We start from the raw sequence: 21,863 nt of genomic DNA, 5'->3' as shown, positions 1-21,863 counted from the left end.
ATGTTTATGGAGCGAACGGCCGAACGGCCATCCGCCCAGCAAGAACAGGAGCATTCTCATGGCGAAAACCGCCAAGGTTCTCGATACCAAGCCCCGCGACGTTGAGGTCAACACCGGTATCGATGCCAAGAGCCGCAAGGCCGTCGCCGAGAGCCTTTCGGCCATCCTGGCCGACACCTATGCGCTGCTCGTCAAGACGCACATCTATCACTGGAATGTCGTCGGCCCGCTGTTCCACTCGATCCACGTAATGACCGAGGAGCAGTACAACGACCTCTTCAAGGCGACGGACGAGCTTGCCGAGCGCATCCGGGCGCTTGGCTACCGAGCCCCGGTCGCCGGCAACAAGGGCGCAGACATCGTCGTCGAACTCGGCGCGGAATCGAAGACCGCCCATGACATGGTCGCCGATCTGATCGCCGGGCACGAGGCTGCGATCCGCAAGATGCGCGACGCCGCCGAGCAGGCCGAGGACGCCGAGGACTTCGTCTCTCACGATATGCTCGTCGGCCGCATGACCTATCACGAAAAGGTCGTCTGGATGCTGCGTGCGGTCGTGACCGAATAGCCGAAATCGCTCCGGCGGGCGGGTGATCGTCCGCCGGAGCCTTCAGCCTGCGATGTGCTGGACGATAAAGGCGCGTTTGCCATGCGCGCCTGTTGCGATCGAAGCGACCTGTTCGGGGTCGAAGCGCAGGCGACCGTCCGTCCGCGCTTCAAGCATCCTGGCAAGCCGCTCGGCATCAGACGCCCCGCCGCCGGTGGCCGGCACGTAGCGCAGCGAAGCGATGCCGGGAGCATTTTGCACGAACTGCCATTCGGCCAGCCCGCGCAGGAGCGTCAAATCCTCCGGCACGAGGTCGGTGGCGACGATGCGCCCGCCGTCCCGGGCGATCAGGAAATCCGGCTTGCGGCGGGGCGCGATGTCGCGAACCGTGAGCCGCCAGCCATTCTGGCGCGTCGGCGCCTCGACCAGCCGGGCGCGGTCTCCGGTGTCGTAGCGGATGAAGGGCACGCCTGTGGAAATGAAGCCGGTGCCGAGCAACCGCCCTTCCCCGCCCGGCGTCTCGACGAACCGGCCGTCCTCGTCCACCAGCTCGGCAAGGCCGTAGAGCGCTTCGAACGTATAGACGCCCGGCTCGCCCCGCCGCTCCACGGCGAAGGCGACCTTCTCGCTCATTCCGTAGAAGGGCACGATATCGGCCTGCGGAAAGACCTTGGCGAAGAGCGCACGCTGGTGGCCCAGAACCGGCTCCGAAATCGGAAAGATGCCGCGGATGGGTTGCGCCAGCCGACGTCCTGCCTTGTCGAGATGGCGGGCAAACAGCTCGATTGCCGAGGGGTAGCCGTGAATGTAGGCGATGCGCCGGCGCTCGATCTCGTCCGCCATCACCGCCGCATCAGCGGGTCCGAGCGGAAAGACCGCGAGGCGCAGTTCGTTCAGCGCCGGGTCCCACTGATACGCGGCATCAGCGTCGTCGATTCGAAATCCTCGCAAGACGGCGCGGGCATCGCCCGGTCTGTAGCCCGCCCGCGCCCAGGCAGAGGTGACAAAGGCGAACTCGCGGACGCTGCGGTCCGCGTCGATGAGGAAAGCGAACGGCGCCTCGCCGTTCGAGCCGCTGGTCGTCGCCTGGACGAGGGACGACAGGGCATCGACGCGGGCGGCATCGCCGGCCTCCCGCATCATCTGCTTGGTCGTGATCGGCACGCTCGCCAGCGCCTCGAGTTCAAAACTTGCAAGTGCGGCAGCGCCGAGAAGGTGGCGCCAGAACGCGCTTCCCGTCGAGGCCTTGGCAAGGAGCGACCGCAGTTGAGATTGCGCCCGGTCAACGGCGAAAACCGGATCGGTCTGCGAACGGCGGATGTCGTGCCGCCAGCGTTCAAACGCCGGCCCGTATCTCAGGCTGCTCGGGACGAGCGCCACGAGCGGCGCCAGCCTGCGCCGTAACGGTGCCGGCGTGCTGGTATAGGCGCTGCGCGCGATATCGAAGATCCGCATGGTGCTGGGCTTTCACTGCGACGCATTCTTTCCCACCCGAACGCATCACTGTGCCTGTTCGCCTCAATGCGCAATCACAGCCTTAATAAATGGTTAACGCAACGCAGGCGCGGCTCGCCACCAGGCTGAGCCGTTCAGCCATCAATGGTTGTGGCCCGAATGCCCGCTCGCACCGCCCATACCCTCGACCGCGAATTCGACCTCCACTTCGCCTGCCTTTTCAAAGACCAGCGTGCCGGCGAAATTGTCGCCCTCCACGAGTTGCCTTTCGGGATTCATGAACATGATGTGGAAGGAGCCCGGCTCCAGCCTCACCTCTTCGCCGGCTGCGATCTCGATGCCATCGGCAAGCGGGCGCATCGTCATCACCCCATTGCCGTCAACAGCCATTTCGTGGATTTCCCCCGAGGCAGCCAGATCGCTGCGTACCCCGATCAGCCGGTCCGCCTCCGACCCATTGTTCCGGATCGACGCATAGCCGGCGGCGACCCGCGCGCCCTGCGGCGTCGCACGCGACCACGGATGGTCGATCGTCAGGTCGCCGGCGGTGAAGTCGTGGGCGAACGACGGAACGGCGAACGCGGCGATGGCGCCGGCAACGGCGATGGAACGAAGGAACTTCACGCGTCACTCCCAGGATATTTGCGACCGCTTCTATTCATCGACGCAAGCATGGTCACGATGTGGCAAAACGCGCTTTGCTGTGTCGAAATGCTTTTCCACCGTGCCCATCGAACTTGGAATGCAAATTCTCCACACCGGATCGCAAATTTGCGCATTGTCGCGGCCGAAATGAAGGCGTAGCACCGCGCCATGAAAACCAGCACAGAGACGACCACGGCTTTTGGGAGAGAGCCTGCGGATCGGAAAGGCATCGACGATGAACTCCCCGCGACCGGCAGGATGGCCGGCATGAACATGGCACCCCAGGATTTCGTGCCCTCCGAGGCTGCAGCGGCCGACGCGATCGTCCGCTTCGAGGCTGTTTCCAAGAGCTTTCCTGCCGGCCGTTCCTCGGGCGAGGTCGTTGCGCTCGACGGTATCGATCTGGCCGCCCCACGCGGCTCGATCACCGCGATCATCGGCCGCTCCGGCGCCGGCAAGTCGACGCTGATCCGTCTGGTCAACGGGCTGGAAAAGCCGTCCTCCGGCAAGGTGCTGGTCGACGGAACGGACATCGCGCCGCTCGGCGAGAAGGCATTGCGCGACACGCGCCGGCAGATCGGCATGATCTTCCAGCACTTCAACCTCCTGTCGTCCCGCACCGTCTACGACAATGTCGCGCTGCCGCTCGAGATCGCCGGCGTTGCGCGCAAGGAAATCGAGACGCGCGTGACGCCGCTGCTCGACCTCGTCGGCCTCGCCGACAAGCGCAACCGCTACCCCTCCGAACTCTCCGGTGGCCAGAAGCAGCGCGTCGGCATCGCCCGCGCGCTCGCCATGCAGCCCAAGCTCCTTTTGTCGGACGAGGCGACCTCGGCGCTCGATCCGGAGACGACGCTTTCAGTGCTCGCGCTCCTGCGCCGCATCAACGACGAGCTCGGCCTGACGATCATCCTCATCACCCACGAGATGGAAGTGGTGAAGTCGATCGCCGACCATGTCGCTGTGATCGAAAAGGGCCGGATCGTGGAGCGCGGGACGACTTTCGACGTCTTCACCCGTCCGCAGCACGAGACGACGAAGGCGCTGCTCGCCGGCATTCCCGGCATGACGCTGCCGGATTTCGTTGCCGCGCGCCTGAAGCCCACGTCTTCGCCGGAAAGCGAGGCGGTGCTGCGCATCGTCTTCACCGGCAACCACGCCACCGACCCGGTGCTCTCGCGCCTGTCGAAAGAACTCGGCCTCGAAGTCAACATCCTCGGCGGCGCGGTCGACGAGATCGCCGGCCGTCCCTTCGGCACGCTGATCGTCTCGTTCAGGGGCGACGACGCCAAGATTGCCGAGACCCGCGCCTTCCTCGCCGATCTCGGCCTCACGACGGAGGTGCTCGGCCATGTCGCCTGATATCGCCTGGCTCATCCTCCGCGCCACCGGACAGACGCTGCACATGGTCTCGGTCGCGGCGCTCATCGGATCGCTGATCGGAATCCCGCTCGGCGTCTTCCTTGCCACGTCGGCGCGCGGCGAACTCTTCCATGCGCCGATGACGAACCGCGTCCTTGGCGCTATCGTCAACGCTACGCGCTCGACGCCCTTCATCATCCTTGTCGTCGCGATCATCCCCTTCACCCGGCTTGTCGCGGGAACGTCGATCGGCACCACGGCGGCCATCGTGCCGCTCACGATCGCGACGATCCCCTTCGTAGCGCGGCTGGTGGAATCGGCGATCCGCGAGGTGGACCCGGGCCTGATCGAAACGGCGCGCGCCATGGGCGCCTCGCCGTTTCAGATCGTCTGGAAGGTGCTGCTCGCCGAGGCCCGCCCCGGCATCACGCTTGCACTGACGCTGACCATCGTCAGCCTCATCGGCTATTCGGCCATGGTCGGCGCGGTCGGCGGTGGGGGCCTCGGCGACCTTGGCATCCGCTATGGCTACCAGCGCTTCATGCCGGACGTGATGCTCGCGGTCGTGGTGGTGCTGATCGTCATGGTGCAGATCGTGCAATCGGCCGGCGACCGCCTCGCCCGTCATTTCGACAAGCGCGCCCGCCCGCGCTGAACTCTTTTCCCTGATCCCAAACGGAGACACTTGAAAATGTTGAAAAAACTCGCCCTCGGCACCGCGCTCGCCGCCCTCCTTGCCGGCTCCGCCTTCGCGCAGGAGATCAAGGTCGGCGTCACGCCCGGACCACACGCGCAGATCATGGAGAAGGTGAAGGAGATCGCCGCAGAGGACGGCCTCGAGATTGAGATCCTCGAATTCTCCGACTATGTCGTGCCGAACCAGGCGCTGAACGACGGCGAACTCCAGGCCAACTCGTTCCAGCACAAGCCCTATCTCGACAACCAGGTCCGCGACCGCGGCTTCGACATCGTCGACGTCGCCTACACGGTCAACTTCCCAATGGGCATCTATTCGGAAAAGCACGAGAGCTTCGAGGCCCTGCCGGACGGCGCGACGATCGGCATTCCGAACGACCCGACCAATGGCGGCCGCGCGCTTCTCGTCATCGCCGATAGCGGTGCGATCACGCTCGACCCGGAAAAGGGTCTGAACGTCACCATCGCGGACATCACGGAGAACCCGAAGAACTTCAACTTCGTCGAGCTCGACGCCGCCCAGCTTCCCCGCTCGCTCGCCGACACGGACGCGTCTGCGATCAACACCAACTACGCGCTGGAAGCCGGCCTCGATCCGGCCAACGACCCGATCCTGAAGGAAGGCGCCAAGGCGCCCTACGTCAATCTGATCGCGGTCAATACTGCCGACAAGGATGCCGATTGGGTCGCCAAGCTGATCGCCGCCTACCAAAATGACGAGGTCAAGGCTTTCGTCGATGAGACCTTCGAGGGCTCGGTTCTCACGGCCTGGTAAATCCTTGGAAAGGGCGGCGAAAGCCGCCCTTTTTCTATAGGCGCATCAGTACGAGGCCGGCGATGACGATGAGGATGGCGAGAACACGCTGCGCCTTGATCTTCTCGCCGAGGAACAAGACGCCGATGATGACCGCGAAGACGACGCTCGTCTCGCGCAGCGCCGCCACCAGCGCGATCGGCGCGACGGTAAAGCCCCAGATCGCGATCCAGTAGGCGCCGAGCGACAGCGCGCCGGCGATGAAGCCCGCTTTCCAGTTCTGCGCAATCATCCGCCCGGTCGCCTTGCCCTGCCGCCAGAAGGCCCAGGCCATCAGCGGGATGCCGTCTAGGACGAAGAGCCACAAGACATAGGCGTGCGGATCGCCCGCCGCCCGCGCGCCGACGCCGTCCGAAAGCGTATAGCCGGTGATGAAGACGGCGGTGATCAGCGCGAAGCCGAGCCCGCGCGGCGAAGTTCGCAACGCCTTCACGCCGCCGTCGAGCGACAACGTCACGATGCCGAGCCCGAGCACGACGATGCCCATCGTCGCAAAGGGCGTCAGGTTCTCGCCGAGGACGAGGATGCTGGCGGCCAGCGTCAGCATCGGCGCCGAACCGCGCGCCAGCGGATAGATCTGTCCGAGTTCGCCATGCGCATAGGCATTGGCGAGGAAGACGTTGTAGCCAAGATGGAGGCAGACGGAGAGCGCCAGCCACGGCCAGGCCTCGGCGCGGGGAAAGTCGACGAAGAACAGACCCGGCAGCGCGATCAGCGCGCTCATCGCCGCGAGCATGGTCATGAGCGCGATGCGGTCGCCGCGGAAACGCAGCACGGCGTTCCAGCCCGCATGCATCAAGGCGGAGGCGAGAACGATGGCGATGACGGTGAGGCTCATGGCCCCCGCACTATCGCCGGCGAAGGAAAAGGACAATCGGCGCGCTTGGCCCAATTCGCGCCGCGCCCCTAGTCCAGGCGGCAATGTCCCGATTGCCTCGGGACGGATATGCTTTACTGAAATTCCAACGACTTGCGGCGGAAAGGCGAATCGATTCCTGATGCAGACACCGCCCCCCATCTTCGACGGCCACAACGACACGCTGCTGCGGCTTCACCTGAGCAAGAGCGCCGACCCGGTGGCCGATTTCCTGAACGGCGGCGCCGGCGGCCATATCGATCTGCCGCGCGCGATGGAAGGCGGCCTGCGCGCCGGGTTGTTCGCGATCTTCATCCCCTCGCCCGGCAAGGGAGCTGATGTCGAGGCGATCATGAGCCAGCCGAAATACGACGCGCCGCTGCCCGACCGCTGCACGACCGACGCGGCGCTGGCCGAGACGATGGCGATGGCCGCGCTGCTCTTCCGCATCGAGGCGGCGTCCGAAGGCCGGCTGAAGGTCTGCCGCACGGCAGGCGAGATCGCCGCAACCGCAAAGCCCGGCAATCTTGCGGCAGTGCTTCACATCGAGGGCGCCGAGGCGATCGACCCGGATTTCAACAATCTCGACGTTCTCCACCAGGCCGGCCTGCGCTCGCTCGGTCCCGTCTGGAGCCGGCCGAACATCTTCGGGCACGGCGTCCCCTTCCGCTTTCCCTCAACGCCCGATACCGGACCGGGCCTGACCGATCTCGGCCGCGAACTCGTGCGCCGCTGCAACGCGCTGCGCATCGCCTTCGATCTGTCGCACATCACCGAGAAGGGCTTTTGGGATGTCGCCGGCCTGACCGACGCGCCGCTTATCGCCTCGCATTCCAACGCCCATGCCGTGACGCCCCACGCCCGCAATCTGACCGACGAGCAGTTGAAGGCGGTCGGCGAGACGAAGGGCATCGCTGGCCTCAATTACGCCACCGCGTTCCTGCGAACCGATGGTCGCATGCGCCCCGACACGCCCTTCGAGATCATGCTGCGCCAAATCGACCACATGGTCGAGAAGGCCGGCATCGACTCGGTCGGGCTCGGCTCGGATTTCGACGGCGCGATGGTGCCGCAGGTGCTCGGCGATGCGGCGGGACTGCCGAAGCTCGTCGACGCGATGCGCGTGCATGGCTACGACGAGACCGATATCGAGAAGCTGTGCTTCGGCAACTGGCTGCGCGTGCTGGGAGAGACCTGGGGCCGGTAGATCGCCGCGGCTAGAGCTGCGTCCTGAACCAGCTCGCCGCCCAGTCCTTCGTCTTTTCCCACATCCCGCGATTTTGCCATTCCTCCAGCGTCACCTCGTCGCTGAGCGCAAGATCGGCGTCGAAGACGTCGATCTGCGACCGGGCGAAGGTCTCGTCATAGACGTTGAGATTGGACTCGTCGTTCAGCCGAAAGGAACGTTCGTCCAGATTGGTCGATCCGATGGTCGACCAGTGCCGGTCGATGATCAGCACCTTCGTGTGGTACATGGTCGGCTGGTACTCGTGGATGCGCACGCCGGCCTTCAGGAGATCGCCCCAGAAATGGCGCGAGCTGTGGCGCACGATCGGAACGTCCGTCAGCGCGCTCGGCACGATGATGTCGACCTCGACGCCCCGCGCCCGCGCCTCGACGAGCTGCGCGATCGAGACGTCGTCCGGCACGAAATAGGCCATCGAAATGCGGATATGCTCGCTCGCGCCCGCCATCGCCATCAGCAGCATCTGGTGCATGGATTTCGAGCCGCCACTGGGCGACGATTTCACGTGCTGCGCGAGAACCTCGCCAGCCGGTTCGAGTTCGGGATAGAAGACGTTGCCTTGCAGAATCTCGCCCGTCGCCTCAAGCCAGTTCTCCGCGAAGGCGCCCTGCATGTCGGCCACGACCGGGCCTTCCACCCTGTAGTGGTTGTCGCGCCATTCGTCCGGGTTGCGCGCATCGCCCAGCCACTCGTCGCCGACGCCGACGCCCCCGGTGAAGCCGATCCGCCCGTCGACGATCAGGAGCTTGCGGTGTGTGCGGTAGTTGACGCGGTCGAGCGTGTACCAGCGCACCGGCCGGAAGCGCTCGAAGGCGACGCCCGCGTCGGTCATGACGGCGATGATGTCTTCGTCGAAGGGCACGCTGCCGACCGCATCGACCAGCACCCGCACCGGCACGCCCTCGCGCGCCTTGGCGGCGAGCGCATTGGCAAAAGTCAGGGCGATTTCGCCTGACCAGTAGATGTAGGTCTCGAAGTTGATGCTGACTTCGGCGGCCGCGATCGCTTCCAGCATCGGCGGAAAGATCTCGTCGCCATTGATCAGCGTCGAGATCGCGTGCCCGCCGGCGATGTTGCCGTCAAAGACCGAATGCATCGTGCGCAGGAAGGCCGGATCGGATACCGCGACGACATGCGGCACCGGCCGTCTGACGTCCGTGTCCTCGGGCATGAGATTGACCGCGAGCAGGCTGAGCGCCGCCGTGGCGACGAGAAAGCCGCCGATCTTGAGTGCAAACCGCCAGTCCATCGAACCCCCGAGCCATCCCTTCCCCGCTTGTGCCATCATGCGGCATCGGTTGACAGCGCGAAATGCGGCATGATCCACCGATGGATCGACTGGCGCGCTATGGCGTTTGTCGGAACTGACCAAAGGCAACGATGTACGAAACGCTCCAGCTCTACTGGCCCTACATCCTGTTCGTCCTCGGCCTCGCCTTCGGCATTCCGGCGGCGATCCATGCCGCGATGACCAAGGACGACGTGCGCGCCGCGATCGGCTGGGTCGGCATCATCTTGCTGTCGCCGATCCTTGGCGCGGTCATCTACGCGATCGCCGGTATCAACCGCATCCGGCGCGAGACGATCGGCAAGATGAAATCGACGAAGGAGGTCGACGCCGCAGCCACCGCCGATTCAGGCATGGCCTTCGAGGCGATCCACGCCGAGCCTCGCTTCCAGGCGATCAAGACGCTGGGAGACCGCGTCTCGCCGTTCTGGCTGACCGCCGGCAACGAGATCAAACCCCTGCATGGCGGAGACGAAACCTATCCGGCGATGATCGCCGAGATCGATGCTGCAAGGCGCTTCGTCGTCATGTCGAGCTACATCTTCGACAATGACGCGGCTGGGCGGAAGGTCGCCGACGCCCTGGTGCGCGCGCGCCGGCGGGGGGTCGAGGTCCGGGTGCTGATCGACGCGGTCGGCGCGCGCTATTCGCGCCCCTCGATCCGCGAGCAGCTTCGTAAGGGCGGCGTGCCGAACCGCCTCTTCCTCGGCAACATCATCGGCTTTCGCCTGCCCTATGCGAACCTGCGCAACCACCGCAAGATCATGGTCGTCGACGGGCGCGTCGGCTTTACCGGCGGCATGAACATCCGCGAGGGCTTCGTCACCTCCGCCGACAACCGCGAGCCGCATCGCGACCTCCATTTCCGCGTCACCGGCCCCGTCGTCTCGCAATTCTTCGCCGTCTTTGCAGATGACTGGTTCTTCGTCGCAAGGGAGCGGCTCGACGGCCAGGTCTGGCGCGCGGCGACGCCCGAGGTTTCAGGCACGTCCATCGCCCGCGTGATCTTTTCCGGTCCCGACACGCGGCTCGACGCTACCCATGCGATGGTGATGGGCGCAGCCGCCGTCGCGCGTCATCGGCTCATGATCGCCTCACCCTATTTTCTGCCGGATCTGCAGATCGTGGGCGCGCTCGCCTCTGCCGCGCGGCGCGGCGTCGAGGTCGACATCGTCATTCCCGCGGCCAACAATTTGCGCCTCGTCGACTATGCGATGACGTCGCAGCTCGACCAGGTAATCGGGCCCGGCTGCCGTGTCTGGCGCTCGGACGGCCCGTTCGATCATTCCAAGCTTTTGACCATCGACGGCACCTGGTCGCTGATCGGCTCATCCAACCTGGACACGCGTTCATTGCGGCTGAACTTCGAGTTCGACGTCGAGGTTTTCGACCGCGACTTCGCCGCCGGGATCGAAGAACATCTCAGGCGCCGGATCGAGGGCGGGCAGGAGGAGACGCTGGCGACGCTGACCGGCCGGACATTCTTCAAGCGCCTGCGCAACCGGATCGTCTGGCTGGCCTCGCCCTATCTGTGAGATAAACCGATCGTGACGCCAGCGCTTCTCGAAACGTCGTATTTGCAACGCATTGGCCGTCATGGCGTTAGCAGGCACGATGCTCGACAAAACCCCGGATGACGTGATGAAGGCTTTGCGCCGCATCGGCAGGATCAAGACGATCAGAAATTCGCGCCTCATCGCCAGCCTGCGCGAGGCGCAGACCGTTTATGAACGGCACGAAGGCGCCCGTGACAGCGCGGACCTGGTGGTCGCCTCCTACAACATCCACAAATGCGTCGGCACGGATGGCCGTTTCGACCCGATGCGCACCGCCGCCGTCATCGACGAATTGGGCGCCGACATCGTCGCCATTCAGGAAGCTGACCGCCGGTTTGGCACCCGCGACGGCCTGCTCGACCTTCTCCACATCGAGGAAAAGCTCGGCCTCACGCACGTCCCCGTCGCCAGCCACGCTTCCGGCCATGGCTGGCACGGCAACGCGCTGCTCTACCGCGAAGGTGCGGTACGCGACATCCAGAAGCTGAAGCTGCCCGGCGCCGAGCCGCGCGGTGCGATCGTCGTCGACCTTGAGGTCAAGGGCGGTGTCCTGCGCGTCATCGCTGCGCATCTGGGCCTCCTTCGCCACTCCCGCAAGCGCCAGATCGAGACGCTGATCGCCGAAGTTTCCGAATGTGGCACCAAGCCGACGCTGATCCTGGGTGACCTGAATGAATGGCGTCTCGGGCGACGCTCGGCGCTGAGACGCCTGCCCGCCTCTTTCGGGCCGAGTGAGGCATTGCCGAGCTTTCCCGCGCGCTATCCGGTGCTGGCGCTCGACCGCATCTTCGGCACGCCCGAAAACCTCGTCGCAAGGCTGGAAGTGCACGATTCCGAGCTTGCGCGCATCGCCTCCGACCATCGCCCGATCAAGGCCTACATCGACATGAAGCCGCTGGCGCAGCAGGTCGAGCGCAAGAGCGAGGAACGCGCGGCCTGAGCCGGAACTCCTGACCCCGCCCGACGTTTGGAGGGTATAACAGGAGTTTCTGAAATGGCAGACACACGCACCCTCACCGACCGCGACGAAATCCGCGACTGGGCCGCCGCCCGCATGGGCTCGCCGGCGATCAGCGAGGCCTCGCCCTCCGTCGGCGGCGACGATCCGGTCCTCTCCATCGTCTTCGACCAGGCCTCCTACCAAGACCAGGACCGCGGCGCCGATGCGGCAATGGCGCTTGGCGGGCGCGAGATCGTCGAATGGGACGAATGGTTCAAGATCTTCGAGGAAAAGCAGCTCGCGCTCGTGGTGTCCGAAGAGGTTCCGGGCCGCAAGGATTCCTTCCACGAGATCGTGGCGAGGTAGGACCATGGCGCCGCGGTGGTTCTGGAAGGGCTATCTGAAGCTGTCGCTGGTGACGTGCCCGATTTCCATGACGCCCGCGACCACGGCCAACAACAAGGTTCGCTTCCACACGATCAATGCCAAGACCGGCAACCGCATCGAAAGCCGCTATGTCGATGCGGTGACCGGCAAGCCCCTCGGCGAGAACGACGAGATCAAGGGCTACGAGGTCGGCGAGGACAACCACGTCATGCTCGACGACGACGAACTGGACGCCGTCGCTCTGGAAAGCACGCGCACCATCGACATCGAGCAGTTCGTGCCTGCCGATTCCATCGGCTGGATCTGGCTCGACAAGCCGCATTACATCGCCCCCGACGACAAGGTCGGCGAGGAAGCTTTCGCCGTCATCCGCGACGCCATGCGCGCGACGAAGAAGGTCGGCATCTCCCGCGTCGTCCTTTATCGACGCGAGCGCGCCGTGATGCTGGAGCCACGCGGCAAGGGCATCGTCCTGTGGACGCTTCGCTATGGCGACGAGGTGCGCGAAGAGACCGACTACTTCTCCGAAATCGAGAAGGACAAGCCCGATGCGAAGCTGATGAAGCTGGTGAAGTCCCTGATCGACGAACGCTCCACGAAGTGGGATCCCAAGCTCGTCCAGGACCCCGTGCAGGACAGGCTCCTCAAGATCATCGCGGCGAAAAAGAAAAGGAAGAAGCCGACGCTGGCAAAGACCAGGAGTGAGCCCGAACCCGAAACGCCGTCCAACGTCGTCTCCATCATGGACGCCCTGAAGAAGAGCATCGCCAGCGAGAAGGCGGGAAAGAAGAAGTAGGCGGTCCTCACCCCTTCCGCTTGCGCTTGCCGCCGATCACCGCTTCGGCCTTGCGAAAATCCGCCCACGGATCGGCCTTGAGATTGTCGAGCCGCGCCAGCGCGTTCATGACCGTATAGTGGTCGGCCTTGATCTGCGGCGACAGTTCGTCCCACGACAGCGGCATCGACACCGCCGCGCCTTCCCGCGCCCGCGTCGAATACGGCGCCACGGCGGTCATGCCGCGCCCGTTGCGCAGGTAATCGATCAGGATCTTGCCCTTGCGCTTCGCCTTGGTGATCGTCGCGACATATGCGTCCGGCTCGTCTGCCGCCATCTCCTCGGCGATCGCTTTCGTGAATGCCTTGACCGTATCCCAGTCGGCCTTGGGCTTGACCGGCGCGACGACATGCAGCCCCTTGCCGCCGGACGTCTTGACGAAGCCGGTCAGTCCATGCGCCTCGAGCCTCTCCCTCACGGCATGGGCAGCGTCGATGACACGTTCCCAGGCAACGCCATCGCCAGGGTCGAGATCCATGATGATGATGTCCGGTTTCTCGATGTCGGAAAGCGGCGCGCCCCAAGGGTGGATTTCCAGCGTTGCGCCCTGGACGAGGCCGATCAGCCCGTCGAGATCGTCGATCGCGATGCCCGGCTCATCGCTGTCGTCCAGCTTTTCATGGACTGTGAGGATTTCCTTGCTCTGGCCCTTCCAAGCATGCTTCTGGAAGAAGCACTGGCCGGATATGCCGGTCGGGCACCTCAAGAGCGCGAGCGGCCGGTTGACGACGAACGGCGCCATCAGCGGCCAGACCTGCGCGTAGTAGTCCGCAAGCCCCTCCTTGGTGACGCCTGCCCCCTTCCAGTAGACCCGGTCGGGATGGGTGAGTTTGACCGCGCTTTTCGGCTTGTCCTTCGCCTTTTCCTTGGCCCCGCCCTCGCGCACGATTTCGGCTGCGGGCTTGTCCTCGCGGATGCCGCGGAAGGATGCGTGGCGCACATTGCCGTCGGCCGTCCACGCGCGGAACTCGACCTCCGCGACCATCTGCGGCTTGACGAACACCGCGCCGCGCTTCGCCTCCGCCGAGAGTTTGCCGTCGAAGGGCGATGCCTCAGCCTCGATCGCCTTCAACTGCTTGAAGACGTCTTCGGCGACAGCGCGTGAAAAGCCAGTACCGACGCGACCGGCGTGCTTGAGCTTTCCGTCCTCATGATAACCGAGAAGAAGCGACCCGACCGCCGTCTTCGAGGTCGACGACGGCACATAGCCGCCAATGACGAACTCCTGCCGCTCGGCGCATTTCGACTTGATCCATTCGCGTCCGCGCCCGGAAACATACTTGCCGTCCCGCACCTTGGAGATCACGCCTTCGAGGCTGAGGCGGCAGGCATGGCGAAGGATCATTTCGCCGTCTTCCTCGAAATGGCTGGAAAAGCGCAGGGCCTCAGGCGCGTCGGCAAGGAGCTTTTCGAGTGCCGCTTTGCGGTCAATCAGCGGCGTGGCGCGCAGATCCTTGCCGTCGAGATAAAGAAGGTCAAAAGCGTAGAAGACGAAGCGGTCGCTGCGCCCCTCGCTCAAATCCGACTGCAGCGCGGAGAAATCCGATGCGCCGCCATTGCCTTCCACGACGAGTTCGCCGTCGATGATCGCGTCTTTCAGCGCCAGCTTGCGGAAGGCATCGGGAACCGTCTCCCCGAATTTCTCTGTCCAGTCGAGGCCGCTGCGCGTAAAAAGCGTCACCTTGCGCCCCTGCACATGGGCCTGCAGGCGATAGCCGTCGAACTTGATCTCGTGCAGCCAGCGCGCGCCGGAAGGAACGTTTGGCTTCAGCGTCGCAAGCTGCGGCTCGACAAAACCGGGATACCCTGATGCCTTCGCGCCTTTGATGCGCTTCGGCGGTGCCTTCTTCGCCTCGATCGGGCCCGTCTTCGACGACCAGCCCGGCGCTTCGCTCGCAACGTCAGCGACGAGCCGCCCGGTCTTCACCGATTCCGGCCGTTCTTCGAGGATGTCTGGATCATCCTTGGAGCGCGCGAATTCGTCGTCGCTCTTGATCATGAGCCAGTTGTCGCGCTTCTCGCGCGGCTTTCGCGCCATGCGGACCAGATGCCAGACACCGTTCAGCTTTTCGCCGGAAAGCTCGATTTCCAGATGCCCCTTCTTGTAGCCCTTGGCGTAGTCTCCGACCGGCTTCCATGTACCGCGATCCCACACGATCACCGTGCCGCCGCCATATTCGCCCTTGGGGATCGTGCCTTCGAAATCGCCATAGTCCAGCGGATGATCTTCCGTCTGGACGGCCAGCCGCTTCTCGCCCGGAACGAGGCTGGGTCCGCGCGTAACGGCCCAACTGACCAGGACGCCATCGACCTCGATGCGGAAATCGTAGTGGAGGCGCGTGGCGTCGTGCTTCTGGACGACGAAGCTGTTGCCCTTCGACCTGGCCTTGCGCGCCGACCCGGCCGGCTCGGGCGTCTTCTTGAAGTCGCGCTTCTGCTTGTAGACTTCGAGCGCCATGTCAGCTCGCCTTGCGCTTCGGCGCCTCGGCCTTCGGCTTGCGCTTGGCCGCCGCCTTCTGCGCGCCCGCACTCTGGCGCAGCGCATCCATCAGGTCGATGACCTTGCCCTTGGCCTCGCGCTTCGGCTTTTGGATCTCCTTGCCTTCCATCTTCGCCTTGACGAGGTCGGCGAGCGCCGCGTCATAGCGGTCGTCGAATTTCGCCGGATCGAATTCGCCGCTTTTGGTTCCGATGATGTGCTTGGCAAGGTCGAGCATTTCGCCCTTGATCTTCAGGTCAGGAATCTTGTCGAATGCCTTGTCGGCGGCGCGGACCTCATAGTCGAAGTTCAGCGTGTCGGCGACCAGCCCGCGCCCCTGCGCGTGGATGAGAACCGCGCGCACACGCCGAAAGAGCACGGCCGTGGCGAGCGCCGCGACGTCTTTCGTCTTCATGCCCTCGCGGATCAGCCCGAACACCTCCTGCGAGGCGTCGTCGGCCGGGGCGAGGTAATAGGGCTTGTCGAAATAGACCGTGTCGATGTCGGCGCACGAGATGAAATGCTCGACAGTCAGCATCTTGTCGCTTTGCGGCGTCGCCGCCGCGATTTCCTCCGGCTCGAGCAGGATGTAGGCGCCTTTCGACGTCTCGTAGCCTTTGACCTGATCGTCGTGGTCGACCGGCTTGCCGGTATCGGCATCCACATACTCGCGCTTCACGCGATTGCCGGTCTTCTTGTTGAGGACGTGGAAGGAGACGCGCTCAGACGTCGTCGCGGCCGAATAGAGCGCGATGCCGCAGGCGAGTTCGCCGATCTTGAGGTGACCTTTCCAGATTGCACGTGGTGCCACGGGCTGAACTCCGAACCCAATGCCGCAATCACAAGAACTCGCAACCGTCGTGCCTGTTCCGCCGAAGCCGTTGCGCCAGCACTTGCCCGGCGCGAAGGCCACGGCCTACGATGAACGAAACAACCTGCGAGGCCCGGTCTTGGCAAAATCCGCCGAACTCATCGTCACCAACGCGCACATTCTCACCATGGACGAGGCCGTGCCCCGCGCCGACGCGATCGCCATTGCCGACGGTCGCATCCTGGCGGTCGGCACGAAAGGCGAAATCGAAGCGCTGGCCGGACCGGACACGCGCCGCATCGACGGCAAGGGCGGCTCGCTCCTGCCTGGCTTCATCGAAAGCCACATGCACCTCTTTTCCGGTGCGGCCGAACTCGAAGATCTGCACCTTGGCGGCGTCAAGGGCTTCGAGGCGCTGAAGACGGCCGTCACGGACTACGCCGCACGCAACCCCGACGCGCCCTTCCTGATGGCGCAGCTTGCCGACTATGCGATCCTGTCGGAAAAGGAGCGCGTCACCCGCCATCACCTCGACGCAATCCTGCCAGACCGCCCCTTCGCCATGTCCGCCGCCGACCACCACACGGTGTGGGCGAACACGGCGGCGCTCGAGGCTGCCGGCCTCCTCCAGGGCAAGGCGCTCGGCCCCGGCAACGAGATCGTCATGGGCGAGGACGGGCTCGCCATTGGGGAGTTGCGCGAATCCGAAGCCTTCGGCCCGGTCGTTGCGCTCACCGGCAAGGAACGCGCGGAGCTTGGCCTCAGGACCGGCGGCGAGCCCGATCCGGCACCGACGCCGCAGGAACGTGCTGCCGACCGCGCGATCCTCAAGCAGGGGCTGAAGTTCGCCGCGCGCCACGGCATCACGTCGATTCACAACATGGACGGAAATCTCTACACGCTCGAACTCCTCGCCGAGATCGAAGCCGAGGGCGCGCTCGACCTGCGCGTGAAAGTGCCGTTTCATTTCAAGAACTTCATGCAGCCGCAAGCGCTCGACAAAGCTTCGCGGATGGCGGCGACCTACAAGTCCGATTGGCTGTCCTCAGGCTTCGTCAAGATGTTCTACGACGGCGTCCTCGACGGCTGGACGGCCGTCATGGTCGAGCCCTACGCGGACAAGCCGGATTGGCGCGGCGAGCCGCTGTTCTCGCCGGAGCGCTTCAAGGAGCTGGCGATCGAGATCGACCGGCGCGGGCTCCAGATCGCCGTCCACGCCATTGGCGACGGAGCGGTGCGCGCCGTGCTCGACGGCTACGAGGCGGCGCGAGAGGCCAACGGCGCGCGCGACAGCCGCCACCGTATCGAGCATATCGAGGTGACCACGCCGGCCGACATTCCGCGCTTCGCCGACCTCGGCGTCGTCGCCTCCATGCAGCCGCCCCACCCGCCGGGCGCGATGGACTTCCCGCTGGAACCGACCATTTCCGTCATCGGCCGCGACCGCTGGCCGTATTCCTATGCTTGGCGCTCGCTCAAGGAGGCGGGTGCGCAGATCTGCTTCGCCTCCGACTGGCCGGTGGCCGACATCTCCGTCCTGCGCGGCATCAAGGCGGCGGTGATGCGCAGGAAATGGGCGGACGATCTCGAGGACCAGTCCTTCACGCTGATGGAAGCGATCGAAGGCTATACCGCCAAGGGCGCCCATGCCGGATTTGCCGACGACAGGCTTGGTCGGCTGGTGCCCGGATATCTCGCCGACTTCGTGCTTCTCGACGGCAACATCGAGGCGATCGCGCCCGAGGCGATCGACACGCTGGCCGTTTCGATGACCGTCTGCGGCGGCAAGGTTTCCCATGAGGCGGATTCCACCTCCGGTTGAGTGCGCAGAAAATCTCCAAGTTCTTCATTTTTGGGGTGAATTCGAGTTTGAAACGGATAGGCTAGTCCAGCCCAACGGATACGGAGACGCGCTTGCCCCCCTCAACGACCCGGTCGGACATCGAAGTCGTGAACCTCAGCAAGATTTTCGGGAGCGGCGAGGATGCGGTCCGAGCGCTTGACGATGTCAGCCTGACGATCCCTGAAAACGAGTTCTTCACCCTTCTGGGCCCGTCCGGTTGCGGCAAGACGACCCTGTTGCGGATGATCGCCGGTTTCGAGCAGCCGACATCCGGCAAGATCAACCTGGGTGGATCGGACATCGCGGACCTGCCGCCCAACAAGCGTCCGGTCAACACCGTCTTCCAGTCCTACGCGCTCTTTCCGCACATGACCGTGGCGCAGAACATCGGCTTCGCGCTCAAGATGCTCGGCAAGCCGAAGACCGAGATCGACGAGACCGTCTCGCGGATGCTGAAGCTGGTCAAGATGGAGCCGATGGCGAACCGCAAGCCGGCGCAGATTTCCGGCGGCCAGCAGCAACGCGTGGCGCTGGCCCGCGCGCTGGCCCCGCGCCCGCGTGTGCTCCTTCTCGACGAGCCGCTCTCCGCGCTGGATCTGAAACTGCGCAAGGAGATGCAGGTCGAGCTTAAGCGCCTGCAGGCGGAAACCGGCATCACCTTCATCTTCGTCACGCACGACCAGGAAGAAGCGCTGACCATGTCCGACCGCATCGCGGTCATGAGTACCGGCAAGGTGCTGCAGGTCGGTCCGCCGCGCGAGATCTACAATCATCCCGCCGAACGCTTCGTGGCGGACTTCATCGGCGACACGAACTTCATTTCCGCCCAGGTCGATCGCGCCAATGGCCGCTCGGCGACCGTGCGTCTGCCTTCGGGCGCAGCGCTCGATGCCGGGCTTCCCGAAGGGTTGTCCCCCCGCGAAGGCGAGAACGTCACGCTGGTCGTGCGCCCCGAACACGCAAAGCTCGCCGCCGATGGCGCGCTCAAGGGCACGGTCGAAAACGCCGTCTATTTCGGCACCGACACCCATTTCCACATCCGCCTCGACACAGGCGACCTGTTCATCCTGCGCAGCCAGAATTCGGCCATGCCTGCCGGCCTGCCCGAGATGGGCGACCCGGTCGCAATCGCGATTCCCCAAGGCGCCGTCCAGGTGGTGCGCGGGTGAGCGCGGTCGAACTGGCGCCGCACGGCGCGGAAACGGACAAGCCGAAAACACGGCGCGGCGACATCGCCTGGCGCTGGTGGCTGGTCGCCCCGGCGCTCGTCGTCCTCATCCTGGCCGCCTCTGGCCCGCTTCTGATCGTGCTCGTCTATTCCTTCCTCGAGCCCGGCAATTTTGGCGGCGTCATCTGGAATTTTTCGACCGATGGCTGGTTCCAGGTCTTCTTTTCGCGAGACATTTTCGATGACACGGTCGGACCGGCCACCGCCCATCTCGACATCTTCCGGCGCTCGATCACGCTGGCGCTCTATACGACCGTGATCACTGCCGTCCTGGGCTTCCCGACCGCCTGGTTCATCGCCACGCGCGCGCCGGACGTGCGGCCCATCTGGCTTTTTCTTGTCACGATTCCCTTTTGGACCAACCTCGTCATCCGAACCTTCGCCATCCAGGAAGTGATCCGCAACGAGGGCTTGATCAACACCGTCCTGCGCTCGCTCGGGCTCATCTCCGCACCGATCCAGATGCTCTACACCGATTTCGCGATCCTGCTCGGCATGGCCTATGTGTTCCTGCCGCTGATGGTGCTGCCACTCTACGCCAGCATGGAAAAGCTCGACTTCAAGCTGCTCGAAGCTGGATATGACCTTTATGCAAGCCGGCTGCGCGTCCTGTGGCACATCGTCCTGCCGCTGGTGAAGCCGGGCTTCATCGCCGGCTCCATCCTCGTCTTCATCCCCGCCATCGGCGCCTATGTGACCCCGCGCATCCTTGGCGGGGGGCGCAATCTGATGCTCGGCAACCTGATCGAGCTGCAGTTCGGTCAGGGCCGCAACTGGCCGCTCGGCTCGGCGCTTGCGCTCACGCTGCTCGTCATCGTGGTGGTCGCGCTGCTCTTCTACATCCGCTCGACCTCACAGCCCGAGGGCCAGCGTCATGGGTAAGCGGAATTTCTCCGTCGCCAGCCTGCCGGGCTTCGCGACCATCGCGATGATCACATTCGTCTTTCTCTATCTGCCGATCCTGACGCTCGTCATCTATTCCTTCAACGAAGCCCCCTCGATGGCGCGCTGGGAAGGGTTTTCGCTGCGCTGGTACGAGGCAGCGCTGAACAACACGCAGGTGCAGGACGTCTCGATCCGCTCGCTCGTCATCGCCTTCTGGGCCGCGAGCCTGGCGTCGATCCTGGCCACGATGGCCGCGCTCGCCACGACACGTAGCGAGCGGCGCTTTCCCGGGCAGACGATGGTCTATGCGCTGATCAACCAGCCGCTGATGGTGCCCGAGATCGTCACCGGCGTAGCGCTTTTGATCTTCTTCGCCATGATCAAGGTATCGACCGGCTATCAGGGGCTCGGCTACCTGATCGCCGCCCACACGGCCTTCTGCATCCCTTTCGCCTATTTGCCCATCCGCGCGCGACTGGAAACGATGGACCTCACGCTCGAGCGCGCAGCGGCCGATCTTTACGCGACGCCAATGCAGGCGTTCCGCCATGTGACGCTGCCTCTGCTCGTCCCGGGCGTCATCGCCGGCTTCATGCTCGCCTTCGTCACCTCGCTCGACACCGTCGTCATCACCGAATTCATCAAATCAGCCGGACAAGACACGCTGCCGACCTACATGCTGGGTCAGTTGCGCCGCGTCATTACGCCGGAGATGAACGCCATCTCCACGCTCTTCCTTCTCCTGTCCCTGATCGCCGTGACCGTCTTTTTCCTTTTGTCACGCAAGAAAACCTGAACTGGAACCAAATCGAATGGGAGTGCCGACGATGAAAACCACACGACTGATACTGGCGGGAGCCGTGCTTGCTGCCTCTACCGCGCTGGCGAGCGCACAAGATGGCGGCCAGCTCAACATCTACAACTGGGGCAACTACACGAGCCCCGAAATGATCGAGAAGTTCGAGCAGGAGACCGGCATCGAGGTGACGGTCACCGACTACGATTCCAACGACACCGCCCTGACCCGCATCCGGGCCGGCGGCCACGGCTTCGACATCGTCGTGCCGTCGAACAATTACGTGCCGATCTGGGTCGAGGCCGGCCTCCTTCAGGAACTCGACCCCGAGGAAATCCCGAACATGGCCAACATCGCCGAGCGCTGGCGGGATGTGCCATGGGATCCAAACCGCACGCACACCGTGCCGTGGCAGTGGGGCACCACGGGCGTCATCGTCAACACCTCGGTCTATGACGGCGACATCAACACCTCGGCCATCTTCCTCGATCCGCCGGACGAGTTGAAGGGCAAGATCAACGTCATTCCTGAAATGACCGACGTGATGAACCTTACCGTCAACTATGTCGGGGGTGAAGCCTGCACCGATGACCGCGACGTGCTTCGCCAGGCCCGCGACAAGCTTGTCGCTGCCAAGCAGCACTGGATCGCGCTCGACTACGGTACGGTCGACGCCTATGCCGCCGGCGACATCGCGGCCGGCGTTTACTGGAACGGCGCCTCGATGCGCGCGCGCCTGGCCAATGAAGACCTGGCCTATGGCTATCCCAAGGAAGGCTATCCGGTCTGGATGGACTCGGCCGCCATCCTGACAGATGCGCAGAACCCCGAGAACGCGAAGAAATTCCTGAACTTCATTCTGGAGCCAGAGAACGCCGCCATGATTTCGGAATTCGCTCGCTATGCCAACGGCGTCGAGGGTTCCGACGAGTTCATGCCCGAGGACATGAAGACCGCGCCGGAGATCGTCTTGCCGGCCGAGTACGAGGAAGCGGCGTACTTCTCGGTCACCTGCCCGGCGGACGTCCAGCAGCTTTACACCCAAATCTGGACCGAACTTCTGCGTTAAGTCGTTCTTCCGACTCGTCTTTTTGAGGGCGCCGGCTGCAAGGCCGGCGCTTTTTCATGTGTTGCACGAAAGACTCACCCGCGCTCGCGGTCCGTGAACGTCCGAAACTTCGCGTGGCGAATCTT

General features: G+C 64.3%; 20 protein-coding genes. 14 read left to right on the top strand and 6 right to left on the bottom strand.

What is annotated here, in order from left to right; translation table 11 throughout:
* Positions 1-58 precede the first annotated feature (58 nt).
* Positions 59-568 carry a Dps family protein gene (locus tag GTK01_RS06440; protein ID WP_252925034.1) on the top strand — a complete coding sequence of 170 codons (510 nt, stop codon included), beginning with the start codon at positions 59-61 and terminating at the stop codon, positions 566-568.
* A 42-nt stretch (positions 569-610) separates the two neighbouring features.
* Here GTK01_RS06440 and GTK01_RS06435 read toward each other — a convergent pair whose 3' ends face one another.
* Together GTK01_RS06435 and GTK01_RS06430 are read right to left on the bottom strand one after the other, a co-directional pair.
* Positions 611-2,002, bottom strand: a complete 1,392-nt coding sequence (locus GTK01_RS06435; RefSeq protein ID WP_252925033.1) for a hypothetical protein — start codon at positions 2,000-2,002, stop codon at positions 611-613.
* Between the two features lie 141 nt (positions 2,003-2,143).
* On the bottom strand, positions 2,144-2,626 hold the full coding sequence (locus tag GTK01_RS06430; RefSeq protein WP_252925032.1) for a copper chaperone PCu(A)C: 483 nt from the start codon (positions 2,624-2,626) through the stop codon (positions 2,144-2,146).
* 294 nt (positions 2,627-2,920) lie between these two features.
* Between GTK01_RS06430 and GTK01_RS06425 the strand changes: the two genes are divergently transcribed.
* From GTK01_RS06425 to GTK01_RS06415, 3 genes are read left to right on the top strand one after another with little or no spacing between them, the layout of a single operon-like run.
* Positions 2,921-4,009 (top strand): methionine ABC transporter ATP-binding protein, encoded by a 1,089-nt coding sequence (locus tag GTK01_RS06425; protein ID WP_371924284.1) that lies wholly within the window; start codon positions 2,921-2,923, stop codon positions 4,007-4,009.
* Positions 3,999-4,664, top strand: coding sequence for a methionine ABC transporter permease (locus GTK01_RS06420; RefSeq protein ID WP_252925030.1), 666 nt, complete (start codon positions 3,999-4,001; stop codon positions 4,662-4,664). Before GTK01_RS06425 ends, GTK01_RS06420 begins: the two co-directional genes overlap by 11 nt.
* 36 nt (positions 4,665-4,700) lie before the next feature.
* Entirely contained in the window at positions 4,701-5,480 is a 780-nt protein-coding gene (locus GTK01_RS06415; RefSeq protein ID WP_252925029.1) for a MetQ/NlpA family ABC transporter substrate-binding protein, read from the top strand.
* Between the two features lie 34 nt (positions 5,481-5,514).
* On the opposite strand, the gene GTK01_RS06410 is transcribed toward GTK01_RS06415, so the two are convergent.
* Entirely contained in the window at positions 5,515-6,357 is an 843-nt protein-coding gene (locus GTK01_RS06410) for an EamA family transporter (RefSeq protein WP_252925028.1), read from the bottom strand.
* 160 nt (positions 6,358-6,517) lie between these two features.
* Here GTK01_RS06410 and GTK01_RS06405 point away from each other — a divergent pair, with 160 nt between their 5' ends.
* Positions 6,518-7,582: a dipeptidase gene (locus tag GTK01_RS06405; protein WP_252925027.1), complete on the top strand. Its 1,065-nt coding sequence runs from the start codon at positions 6,518-6,520 to the stop codon at positions 7,580-7,582.
* Between the two features lie 10 nt (positions 7,583-7,592).
* Here GTK01_RS06405 and GTK01_RS06400 read toward each other — a convergent pair whose 3' ends face one another.
* Positions 7,593-8,870, bottom strand: a complete 1,278-nt coding sequence (locus tag GTK01_RS06400) for a phosphatidylserine/phosphatidylglycerophosphate/cardiolipin synthase family protein (RefSeq protein WP_252925026.1) — start codon at positions 8,868-8,870, stop codon at positions 7,593-7,595.
* Between the two features lie 131 nt (positions 8,871-9,001).
* Here GTK01_RS06400 and GTK01_RS06395 point away from each other — a divergent pair, with 131 nt between their 5' ends.
* From GTK01_RS06395 to GTK01_RS06380, 4 genes are all read left to right on the top strand, one after another.
* Entirely contained in the window at positions 9,002-10,444 is a 1,443-nt protein-coding gene (locus tag GTK01_RS06395; RefSeq protein ID WP_252925025.1) for a phospholipase D-like domain-containing protein, read from the top strand.
* Positions 10,445-10,550: 106 nt separating this feature from the next.
* Positions 10,551-11,405 carry an endonuclease/exonuclease/phosphatase family protein gene (locus tag GTK01_RS06390; protein ID WP_371924283.1) on the top strand — a complete coding sequence of 285 codons (855 nt, stop codon included), beginning with the start codon at positions 10,551-10,553 and terminating at the stop codon, positions 11,403-11,405.
* A 54-nt stretch (positions 11,406-11,459) separates the two neighbouring features.
* Entirely contained in the window at positions 11,460-11,771 is a 312-nt protein-coding gene (locus tag GTK01_RS06385) for a hypothetical protein (RefSeq protein ID WP_252925023.1), read from the top strand.
* 4 nt (positions 11,772-11,775) lie between these two features.
* Complete coding sequence (locus GTK01_RS06380) at positions 11,776-12,588, top strand: Ku protein (protein ID WP_252925022.1); 813 nt, start codon at positions 11,776-11,778, stop codon at positions 12,586-12,588.
* 7 nt (positions 12,589-12,595) lie between these two features.
* Here GTK01_RS06380 and ligD read toward each other — a convergent pair whose 3' ends face one another.
* Together ligD and GTK01_RS06370 are read right to left on the bottom strand one after the other, a co-directional pair.
* Positions 12,596-15,085 (bottom strand): DNA ligase D, encoded by a 2,490-nt coding sequence (gene ligD, locus GTK01_RS06375; RefSeq protein ID WP_252925021.1) that lies wholly within the window; start codon positions 15,083-15,085, stop codon positions 12,596-12,598.
* A 1-nt stretch (position 15,086) separates the two neighbouring features.
* Positions 15,087-15,917, bottom strand: a complete 831-nt coding sequence (locus GTK01_RS06370; RefSeq protein ID WP_252925020.1) for a Ku protein — start codon at positions 15,915-15,917, stop codon at positions 15,087-15,089.
* Positions 15,918-16,104: 187 nt separating this feature from the next.
* Here GTK01_RS06370 and GTK01_RS06365 point away from each other — a divergent pair, with 187 nt between their 5' ends.
* The 5 genes from GTK01_RS06365 (at position 16,105) to GTK01_RS06345 (ending at position 21,738) form a co-directional block, all read left to right on the top strand.
* Complete coding sequence (locus GTK01_RS06365) at positions 16,105-17,739, top strand: amidohydrolase (protein ID WP_252925073.1); 1,635 nt, start codon at positions 16,105-16,107, stop codon at positions 17,737-17,739.
* Positions 17,740-17,831: 92 nt separating this feature from the next.
* Complete coding sequence (locus tag GTK01_RS06360) at positions 17,832-18,929, top strand: ABC transporter ATP-binding protein (protein ID WP_256483632.1); 1,098 nt, start codon at positions 17,832-17,834, stop codon at positions 18,927-18,929.
* On the top strand, positions 18,926-19,870 hold the full coding sequence (locus tag GTK01_RS06355) for an ABC transporter permease subunit (RefSeq protein ID WP_252925018.1): 945 nt from the start codon (positions 18,926-18,928) through the stop codon (positions 19,868-19,870). The genes GTK01_RS06360 and GTK01_RS06355 overlap by 4 nt, the downstream gene beginning before the upstream one ends.
* Positions 19,863-20,669 carry an ABC transporter permease gene (locus GTK01_RS06350; RefSeq protein ID WP_252925017.1) on the top strand — a complete coding sequence of 269 codons (807 nt, stop codon included), beginning with the start codon at positions 19,863-19,865 and terminating at the stop codon, positions 20,667-20,669. The genes GTK01_RS06355 and GTK01_RS06350 overlap by 8 nt, the downstream gene beginning before the upstream one ends.
* Positions 20,670-20,700: 31 nt before the next feature.
* Entirely contained in the window at positions 20,701-21,738 is a 1,038-nt protein-coding gene (locus tag GTK01_RS06345) for an extracellular solute-binding protein (RefSeq protein ID WP_252925016.1), read from the top strand.
* The last annotated feature ends 125 nt before the right edge of the window (positions 21,739-21,863 follow it).

The sequence above is a fragment of the Aliihoeflea sp. 40Bstr573 genome, assembly GCF_024105655.1.
Taxonomy (GTDB): Bacteria; Pseudomonadota; Alphaproteobacteria; order Rhizobiales; family Rhizobiaceae; genus Aliihoeflea.
This window is presented reverse-complemented; position numbering and strand designations above follow the sequence as displayed.